Origin of the sequence: Ideonella azotifigens, from assembly GCF_006519715.1 — a bacterium.
Taxonomy (GTDB): Bacteria; Pseudomonadota; Gammaproteobacteria; order Burkholderiales; family Burkholderiaceae_C; genus Ideonella; species Ideonella azotifigens.
Genome location: NZ_VIDT01000179.1, coordinates 1 through 8,860 on the forward strand (window position 1 = coordinate 1; position 8,860 = coordinate 8,860).

Annotated in this window: 6 protein-coding genes; all 6 read right to left on the reverse strand. The window is 66.9% G+C overall.

Annotated features, from left to right (window positions below):
- Positions 1–1,096, reverse strand: a 1,096-nt coding sequence (locus FKP22_RS12955; RefSeq protein ID WP_141287903.1) for an eCIS core domain-containing protein, incomplete at its 3' end; no start/stop codon positions are given.
- 76 nt (positions 1,097–1,172) lie between these two features.
- Positions 1,173–2,582, reverse strand: coding sequence for an eCIS core domain-containing protein (locus FKP22_RS12960; protein ID WP_141287904.1), 1,410 nt, complete (start codon positions 2,580–2,582; stop codon positions 1,173–1,175).
- On the reverse strand, positions 2,583–5,024 hold the full coding sequence (locus tag FKP22_RS12965) for an eCIS core domain-containing protein (RefSeq protein WP_310733328.1): 2,442 nt from the start codon (positions 5,022–5,024) through the stop codon (positions 2,583–2,585).
- Positions 5,021–5,344 (reverse strand): hypothetical protein, encoded by a 324-nt coding sequence (locus FKP22_RS12970; protein WP_141287906.1) that lies wholly within the window; start codon positions 5,342–5,344, stop codon positions 5,021–5,023. Before FKP22_RS12970 ends, FKP22_RS12965 begins: the two co-directional genes overlap by 4 nt.
- The gene (locus FKP22_RS12975; protein ID WP_141287907.1) at positions 5,341–7,452 is read right to left on the reverse strand and encodes an ATP-binding protein; all 2,112 of its coding nucleotides are present in this window, start codon (positions 7,450–7,452) and stop codon (positions 5,341–5,343) included. Before FKP22_RS12975 ends, FKP22_RS12970 begins: the two co-directional genes overlap by 4 nt.
- Positions 7,449–8,765, reverse strand: coding sequence for a Pvc16 family protein (locus FKP22_RS12980; protein WP_141287908.1), 1,317 nt, complete (start codon positions 8,763–8,765; stop codon positions 7,449–7,451). Before FKP22_RS12980 ends, FKP22_RS12975 begins: the two co-directional genes overlap by 4 nt.
- Positions 8,766–8,860 lie beyond the last annotated feature (95 nt).

Here is an 8,860-nt window from a genome sequence, read left to right on the forward strand (position 1 = left end):
GCGCGGCGGTGGAGCCGGCGCGCTGGTCGAGCTGCGGTAGCCAGGCGACATCGAAGCCCGAAGCCAGCGCGCGGATGTTGAGCGGATGCAGGATCCCGGTGTTGGTGGCCTCGTCAATGCGCACCGGTAGCGGAAAGCGCAAGCCCGAGCGCCAACGGGTCATGGCCGGGACCGGCAGATACGTCTGATTGAACACGAGCAATGCCCGTGCGAGTTCTTCGGCTGTGATGATGTCTAGCGGCAACGGCGCCGCCGCCCCGGGGGGCGTAAAGGGTGTGGCGGTGAGCCACAGTGGCAGCAGCTCGATCGCCAAGGTGTGCAGGGTCTGGTTCTCACCGACGATCACGTTGAGCTGAGGCGCACCTGCGCTCAGCAGACCGCCGCGTACATCCGGTGGCCCGACCGCCGTGTCAGTGACCGTGTCGGGAAAGAACTGCAAACCGGAGCGTGGTACGTGGCCAAGTTGACGCGTGAGCAATGCTGCGTCTGGTGCGGCGGCGCTGGCGCGTGACAGGCGCGGCGCGCTGCTGCGCTGCTGTACTGCCACGCTGCCCAGCGGCAATGCGTTGATCGCGGCTGCATTGCGATCGGCTTCATGTTCGAGGGCGTCGCCCGTCGGGCCGAGCTCGAGCCGTTGCGTCATGGTGCCGATGGAACGCTGCTGCACCACGTGGGTCAGCTCGTGCGCGAGGAGGCCGCGGCCGGCCGGTGATCGCGGTGCGTATTGCCCGCTCGCGAACACCACGTTGCGGCCGACCGTGTAGGCCAGCGCGCTCACTGCCTGAGCTGACCGTGCCGCGATGGCATCGGTGTGCACGCGCACTGCGCTGAAGTCTTCACCGAAATGCTGCTCCATGTCGCTGCGCGCGGATTCGTCCAGCGGGTGACCACCGCTGTTCAACACCTCGCTCACGATCGACGGGACTTCGTCGTTCGCACGTGCCCGTGTTGCCTTGCGCTGCAGGCGCTGGCGCTTGCATTCCGAGCACTCGCCACCGGACGCGTGCGTGCCGCAGGCGCACTTGCGCTGGAGCCGCATCGCGCCGCCATCCGGGGAGTTTGCGGCCTTTGTTGAAGCTGTGGCGTGCTGGTTCATGAGCCCGCACCGGTGCTGGTTGAGATGACGGGGACCACGCGGGAGCAGTTCCCGCCGTCGATGACATGGGGAGCGTTCATGGCCGTGCCTGCCCCTTCTCCTGGATGGCGGCCTCGGTCGCCTTTTCGATGGCGTCGAGGGCCTCTGGATCTTTCACGCCCTGGGCTTCTGCCGCTGCCCGCGCGCCTTTGGCGACGCCGGCTTTCACGCCGCTGCGCGCAGCGTCCTTGATCTTGTCGCGCGCTGCCTTGGGCAGGAATCCGGCCACGGCATCGACCACCGGGTCGATGACCTTCTTGCCGATCACGTCGAGCGGTGACGACGGCTGGCTGCCCTTGGGTGCCGGCGGAATCGGTTTGAAGAAGTCCGGCTGCTTGGGGCGGAATGGCGGCCGGGGCCCGTCATCGAAGATGTCGGAAGGCCGCGGCGGAAACGGATTGAATGGCGCCTTGATCGGTGGATCGCCTTCTCCCTGCTTGCCCGGCGCGGTCGGCGGATTCAAGGTCAGCTGTGGCGATACCAATGGCGCCAACCCGGACTTCTTCGGGTGAAACCGTACTTCGACGCGCCGATTCCGCGCGTTCGGCGTCTCGTCTTTGGTTTTCACCGCCTGTGGCGGGCCTTCACCTTTGCTGTTGGCGGTGACGATCGCTTCGGCGATGCCCAGATCGACAAGCATCTGTTTAACGGTTGCGGCGCGTGCCTCGCCCAGTGCGAGATTCTTGGGCTCGGCATCGACGGTGTCGGCGTAACCAGTGACGGTCACCGTGGACAACGGGTACTGATCGAGCAAGGTCTTGATGTTGGCGGCGGTCGACTCCAGCTGCCTGTGGTGATCAGGCTTGAGTGCAGACTTGCCAGTGTCGAAACCCTCCAACGTGGTTGAACCGACAGCCGCGGCGAGGAGCGGCGAGGCGTTGTCGAGCAGGCCCTTGCTTCCGGTCAGTGGCGGCAGCGGTTTGAAATCCAGTGCGCTGTCACCCGCCGGCTGGCGCTGCAGCGCCGCCCCCGCTGTGGCGCCGACGGATGCCACGCCACCGGCAGCAACGACACCGGCCGCGCGGTCTGCTTCGCGTTCGCTGGCGTCGCCGGGTTGGCTGATCGCGGCACCCGATGCCCGCGGTTGTGCGACATGCGCCAGTTCGTGCGCAAGCAGCTTCTGCCCTTGTGCGGTGTGCGGTGCGAACTGTCCGGCACCGAACACCACTTCGCTGCCAGCGGTGTATGCAAGTGCGTCCAGCGCGCGCGCCGAGGCAGCGGCGTGCTCATCGGTATGGACACGCACGGTGCTGAAATCCTGGCCGAAGCGCGGTTCCATGTAGGCACGCGTCGCTGCATCCAAAGGCACGCCAGGTGAATTCAATACGTCATTCACCTGTGGGGCCATGTTCTGCGCGACGCCGGTTGCCTTGCGCCGGATGGTCGCCTGCCGTGGCGTCTGGTTCGGTGTGGCGTCGAAGCCGCGCGAAGCGTTGCGGTTTTTCATTCAGATCCTCGCCAGCGCGGCCCGCAGGACCTTGCGGATGGTGTCGATCAGCGTGTTGCGCAACTTTTCGCCAGTGCCGGGCGCAAGCTGCGGCGTGTGCAGGTGGATCGTCGGCACCTTGGAGCCGGAGCTGCCGATGAGCAGGCTGTTGCGGTAGAAGATCTCGTTGGACAGGAAGCCACCGCCGGAGCCCTCGACCGAAGGGCCGGCGTCCTTCGGCGGTCCCGAATCGGTTTTGCGCGGCGCGGTCACGCCAGCGGGCAGGTCCTGCACCTGGGTTTCTTCCTTGATCGCGCCCTTGCGACCCAGCGCCCCGCGCATGCTCTTGAGCGTGGCATCGGGCACGTTGGTCTTGGTGAACTCCTTGCCGGCCGCAAGGCCTGGCGGCTCGATGGGATTGGTGGGCGAGCCACCGCTGAGCTGGCCCAGGTTGTCCTTGAAGTTGTCGGTGGAGCGGCGCCGGCCGGCGAACTCCTCCAGCTCGAACTGCGTGCTGCCCTGGCTGATGCTCATGACCAGGTGCGGTGGATTTGCTCCGGTGAGGTGCGGGCGCAGGACGTTCTCGACGATGCCCTCGTTGAAATCGGCATAGCGCACCGGGTAGACCACCGACTGCACCTGCGCGCTGGTGCTGCCGTCGGTGAGGGTTTCGCCGTCCATCGCCAGGGCGGCGGCGCCCGACAGGTTGCTCTGGCGGATGTCGCCACCGCTGGCGAAGCCGAAGGGGTCGAAGCCGCTGACCAGGATGCGCTTGTCGTCCTTGCCGCCGGTGAAGTCGGCGCTGGCCATGCCGCGCGAGGTCTGCTCCAGCAACCGCAGCAGCTTCGCTTGCAGCCGGCGCAGTGCATCGGCGTCTGTGGCCCAGAACGGGTTCCACTCGCGAAGGGCGGAGCTGAGCATCAACCGCGTCCAGTACAGCTGGCGGTCGTCGCTGCCGGCGCCACCGCCGCGGGCCGCGGTGGTGGCGTCCTGCCACAGCTTGTCGCCGAACTTCTTCACCACCTTCTCGGCCGCGGCGGTGTTGTAGGTGCCCTTCAGCGCCTTGCTGAAATCGGCGGCGGTCTTGGTTGCTGCGGCATCAAGGAACCCGGCGCCCTTTGCGGCTGGCAACTGCGCTTCTTCCTGGGTCTGCGCCGGCACGCAGCGTGGAATCTTGGATTCAGCAGTGGTCCCGGACTTCACATCCGCGATTTCGGCATCCAGACCGGCATCGCCCACATCCAGCGCAGATTTGAGTGCGCGACGCTCCTCGCGGATCTGGCTGCGCGACTCGTCCTGCCGGGCCTTGATTTCCTGCTTGCTGAGCTTCTTGACGGAAGCAGCCTGGATGGTCTCGCCATCGTCTGGCTTGCTGCCGGCCAAGTCGAAGTCGCCTTTCCATTCCTTCTGCAGCACCGTGTCAGAGCACTTGGGTCGTGCCAGCCCCTCGACGATGACCTTGGTGTAGCCAGGCACCGAGCCTTTGTAGATCCGCTCCGCGGTGGCACTGTGCAGTCGCACACAGCCGTGTGACAGAGGCTCGCCGTTCACTGGCGAGTACTGGTGCAGCGCCACGGACTTGGCATCGTGGAACTGGGTCCAGAACGGGATCGGGCCGCTGCCGATCTTCTTGGTCACGGTGAAGGTGCCCACCGGCGTGCAGTTGTTGCCGACCTGGTTCGAGCGAGTGGCCGAGCAGGCGCCCCCGGCGGCGGCACCGGCACTGTCGTCAAAGCAGCAATGGCCCTTGCCGGTGGAGCATTCGCCATCGAACGTGGAGCCGTCGGTCAAGGTGGCGGTGACGCGTTGCGGCGAGTCTTGTTGGACGCGCACTTCCTTGATGCGCTCCGACGCGGTCTTACCAACGGCGGGTTGACGACGCAGCGCCGCAGCGGCGCTGCCGCTCTGCTGCAGTACATGGCTCAGCTCGTGCGCCAGCAGATGCTGGCCTGTTTCGGTTTGCGGTCGAAGCTGTCCTGACCCGAACACGATGTGGGAACCGACCGTGTATGCGGCGGCGTCAACTGCGCGCGCCGAGGCTTGTGCTTGACCATTGTCGTGTACCCGCACGTGGCTGAAATCACTGCCGAAGCGTGGTTCCATGAAGGCCCGCGTCGTGGCATCCAGCGCCCGACCGGGGCTTGAGAGCACCTGGTCCACGATTGCAGGGGCTGCACCGCCAGCCGTGCTGTCGGGCGATGGGGCCCGGCTCAGCCGCGGTGGGGTGAACGTCGATAGTGCATTCCGTCCGCGGGCTGTCACGGCCTGCGCGGCGTGATCAGCCTCAGCTTCCAGCGGATCGTCCACGGCGCCGATCGACAGTGACCTGCGCTGCAGACGCTGGCGCTTGCACTCGTGACACTCGCCCCCACTGCCGTGCGTGCCGCAAGCGCACTTGCGCTGGAGCAACGAGAAGGCATTCCTGGTGGAAGCCGCCGGCGCTTGGGTCGCGAGCTGCTTCACGGTGCGATCTCCCGCAGCAGCGCTGCAGCCAGCTTCCGTCCGAGCTGTTCAGGTCCTGCGCCTCCATCCAGACGCAGTTCGGCGACTCGCAGTTGGTCGAGTGCTTGCGCACCAAGCCTGTCAAGCCTCATTTCTCCGGCGATGACCAGCCGCTGGACTTCGTCCTGGAAGGCTTGCTCGATGCGCGTGCCGTCGTGTTGCGAGAACGGGAATCCGTGCAGCACCAGACGATCGACATGCATGGACAGCTGCGGTCCGGCCGACGTCGCAACCGGCGGCACAGGCGCCGTGTTCGGCACCGTCTCAGCGGCGGGCTTCATCGAAACTCCGTCTCATTGACAGGCTTGTCGAGCTTGCGCAACTCGCCGCGCAGGCTCGACAGCAGCAAGGGCATCGTCAGCGGCGTGTTGCGCTGCGCGGCCGCGAAGGCGGCGTTGAGCGCGACGCTGGCGACGTTGCCGCCGGACAGGTTGAAGCGGGCGAGCCGCTCGTAGTCGAGGTCGGCTTGCGGCACGGCCGGCAGGATGACCTGCTGCCAGAGCCGCCGCCGTTCGGCGAAACCGGGGTACTGGAAGTTGACGACGAAGCGCAGCCGCCGCAGGAAGGCTGCGTCGAGCGCGCTGCGCATGTTGGTGGCGAGGATTGCCAGGCCCGAGAACGACTCCATGCGCTGCAGCAGGTAGTTGATCTCGATGTTGGCGTAGCGGTCGTGGCTGTCCTTCACTTCGCTGCGTTTGCCGAACAGCGCGTCGGCCTCGTCGAAGAACAGGATCGCGCCGCCCGTTTCCGCGGCATCGAACAGACGGCGCAGGTTCTTCTCGGTCTCGCCGATGTACTTGCTGACGACCGCCGACAGGTCGATGCGGTACAGCGCCAGGTCCAGCTCGTTGGCGATCACCTCTGCCGCCATCGTCTTGCCGGTGCCGCTTTCGCCGGAGAAGAGCGCACTGATGCCAAGCCCGCGGTTCATCTTCCTCGCGTAGCCCCAGTCTTCGTAGACGCGGTAGCGCTGGCGGACCTGTGCGGTGATTTGCCGCAGAGACTGCAGTGCTTCGTCGCCGAGCACCAGGTCGTCCCAGGTGGCGCGCGCGTCGATGCGTTGTGCGAGCATGTTCAACTGCGGCAGCGTGGCCTGCTTGCAGGCCTTCCACGCCCGGTCGGCCAGCCCTTCGGTCGACTCACCGCGGGCCAGTGCCATGGCCCGGCCGATGTCGCGCAGGTTCAGGTTGTATTGGCTGGCCAGCCGCGCAGCGCTGTGCCCGGCTTCTGCGGCGTCCAACATCGGCTGAAGAGCTTCCAGCCAGGCAGCGTGCTGTTCCGATGGTGTCGGCTTGTTGATGTCGATCGTCAGGGCCTGCGCCATGCGCAGCGAGGCCGGTTCGCGCAAGGCCACGAAGACGATGCCGAGCGCTCGGCCGAGGAACGAGCGCATCAAGTGGGCGCCCTCTGCCTGGGTTCCGTCCAGGTCGTCTCCATCGAGGTACAGCGCCAACGGCAGCAGCGCGCATTCGCGCTGCCACAGGCGCGCCAACTGCTCGGTCTCGGGTCGCGTGGCGGGCAATGATTCGATCGGCAGGCGGTAGAGGTAGCGTCCCAGCTGGTCGCAGATGGCGCGGGCGGTTTCGAGCTTGCTGTGGCTGTTCGCCCCGAGCAGCATCACGACCGGCTGCGCACCGGCCCCGAGCGCGTTCATCTGGTGCAGCAGGTCTTTCACCACATCGTGCTGCGTGGTCGATAGCGGTGAGGGAGGGGTTTCGTTGATGGGGGTCAGCAGCGACGACAGGCGTTCGTCGAGGTCGTTCAGACCTTTGATGAAATGGACGATGCGTTCGTCGGCGCGCAGCGCGGCGGCGGTCAGCGGTGTCGCGCCCGGTTGGTTGATGTCGAGCAGGTGGGCGAATCGCAATGGGCGATGGGGCGACAGCGTGTCCCAGCTCGGCTCGTCGAACAGCCGCAGGGCCAGTGCGAACGAGGGATGGGGCAGTGACCCTGGCCCCTGGACTGCCGAGATCAGCCGGCCAATGTCCGGGTCCAGTTCGCACGCGGCGCACAGCAGCAGCGTGTCGGCCTCGAAGTCGCTCAGCCCCAGGCGCTGGGCCAGCAAGGGCAAGGCTGGCGGTGGGTCGGCCTGGGCCGCAGCAGCTCGCTGCTCGGCCGCCCCTTCGAGCGCCACGGTGCTGCTCGCAGGGTCGAACTCGACCTGCGGCGGTATCGCGGAGGGCAACTGCGAGACCGTCGTACCGGCGTCGCCGCTGCGGGCGAACCACGAGCGTTGCGCTGCTGTTGGCCTGGGCATCGCTTCGGTCACCGCGGGCAGTGGCTTGGCACTCGTGTCGGCCGGCACCATGCTGCGCAGCTTCAGGCGCAGCCATTGCAGCGAGGCCGCGAGGTAGCGGTTGTTGTCGTCCAGCCAGGTGTCTGTACTCATGACAGTTCCACCGTTTGTGCGGCGTCGAAGCTGAAGACGGGTGGTGAACCGGCCGAGGTGATGGGCAGGCTGTCGATGCCGTCCACCCGCAGGCGCAGCGGGTACGAGCCGGCGTCGAGCGCTGGCACGGTGAACTGGATCGACGTTGCTGCGTCCGGGTCGGCAGGGGTGTCGATCAGCACTGGCAGCAGCTCGGTCTGGCCGAAGATCAGGCGCAGCCCTGGCTCCTGCAGCGTGCGAAGCCGTGGCGAGCAGGTGACTGTGAGCGTGAAGCCTGCACCTGCCGCTGCCGCCAGCGGTGCGGCCGTGATGCGCGGGGCGATGGCGACCGGCACGCTGTTCGTGGTCCAACTCGGCTGGCCGGCTTCGACCACCTGGATGGCTGCGCCGTAGACACCCGTCGCCCATGCTGCCTTCGCACCGGGCGCGGAAGCATCAGGCAGTTGGCCGCGCAGTTCGCTGGCCGAGGTGGCTCCCGAAAGCGGCAGCTCGTTGACGATGCCCAGCCGCTCGTTCGTGAACAGCGCCGTCAACGTGCCGCTGCGCGCGAGCCCGTTGCCGACGAAGCTCAGCTCGTCGCCAAGCTGCAAGGCCGGCAGCAGCAAGTTGGCGGGGTTGCGCACGGCTTGCAGCAAGGGTGGCGCCGAAGCCCGTGCCTGCGGCCCGCGGTCACCGGCACCGCGCTGCAGCACCGGGGGCGCCACGCGCGCACCGCCCTCGGCCTGGATCAGCACGACAGATACGAGGTAGGCCATCGACGGCCGGTAGCGCGATTGCATCGCCGTCCAGAGCTTGGAGAGTTCGTCTGCACTCAGGTAGACCGGCGCGATCTTGATCAACTCGACCTGATCGGCGAGATCCTCCGCGGACATCGTGCCGAAGCGGCCCGGCACGAAGTTGCCGTCCACCGGCGAGGGGATGCCGAGCACGATGCGCAGCTGTTCGCGCGAGACGCCAGGAGTCTCGTGCAGCAGCTGCATTGCATAGCCGAGCAGGATCTCGGCGTTGAAATCCTGCGAGCCGTAGGCGCTGATGAGGTAGTGCAGGTCGAGCGCCAGGGGCGGGTTGGTGATGCGGTTGCCGCGCCCGTCGCGCGAAGGCAGGCCGACATTGCGCCAGCCAAGGTTGGGCGTCACCTGATAGAGAAAGATGTTGAGCTGGTTGGCCTCGGTGTTGCCGGTGGTGATGCGGTCCGGCGGCTGGGCGGTGACCGAGAAGCTGCCGATCGACGACAGGTCGTGGTTGAGCAGGCCTTCGTTCAGCAGGTCTTTCAGCGTCGCGGTGACCGCGGCGATGGCCAGGGCGCTGCTCATCGTTGGCCTCCGCGGTTGCGCAGGTATTGGTCGAGGCTCAGGCGCGGCGCAGCGCTGGTGGTGCTGCGCGGTGTGCTGGGTGCGCCGGTCACGGC

Bases quoted from the DNA above. Each gene is read 5' to 3' on its own strand.
- FKP22_RS12960 (WP_141287904.1), bottom strand. From the start codon at position 2,582: ATGAAAAACCGCAACGCTTCGCGCGGCTTCGACGCCACACCGAACCAG.
- FKP22_RS12970 (WP_141287906.1), bottom strand. From the start codon at position 5,344: ATGAAGCCCGCCGCTGAGACGGTGCCGAACACGGCGCCTGTGCCGCCG.
- FKP22_RS12975 (WP_141287907.1), bottom strand. From the start codon at position 7,452: ATGAGTACAGACACCTGGCTGGACGACAACAACCGCTACCTCGCGGCC.
- FKP22_RS12980 (WP_141287908.1), bottom strand. From the start codon at position 8,765: ATGAGCAGCGCCCTGGCCATCGCCGCGGTCACCGCGACGCTGAAAGAC.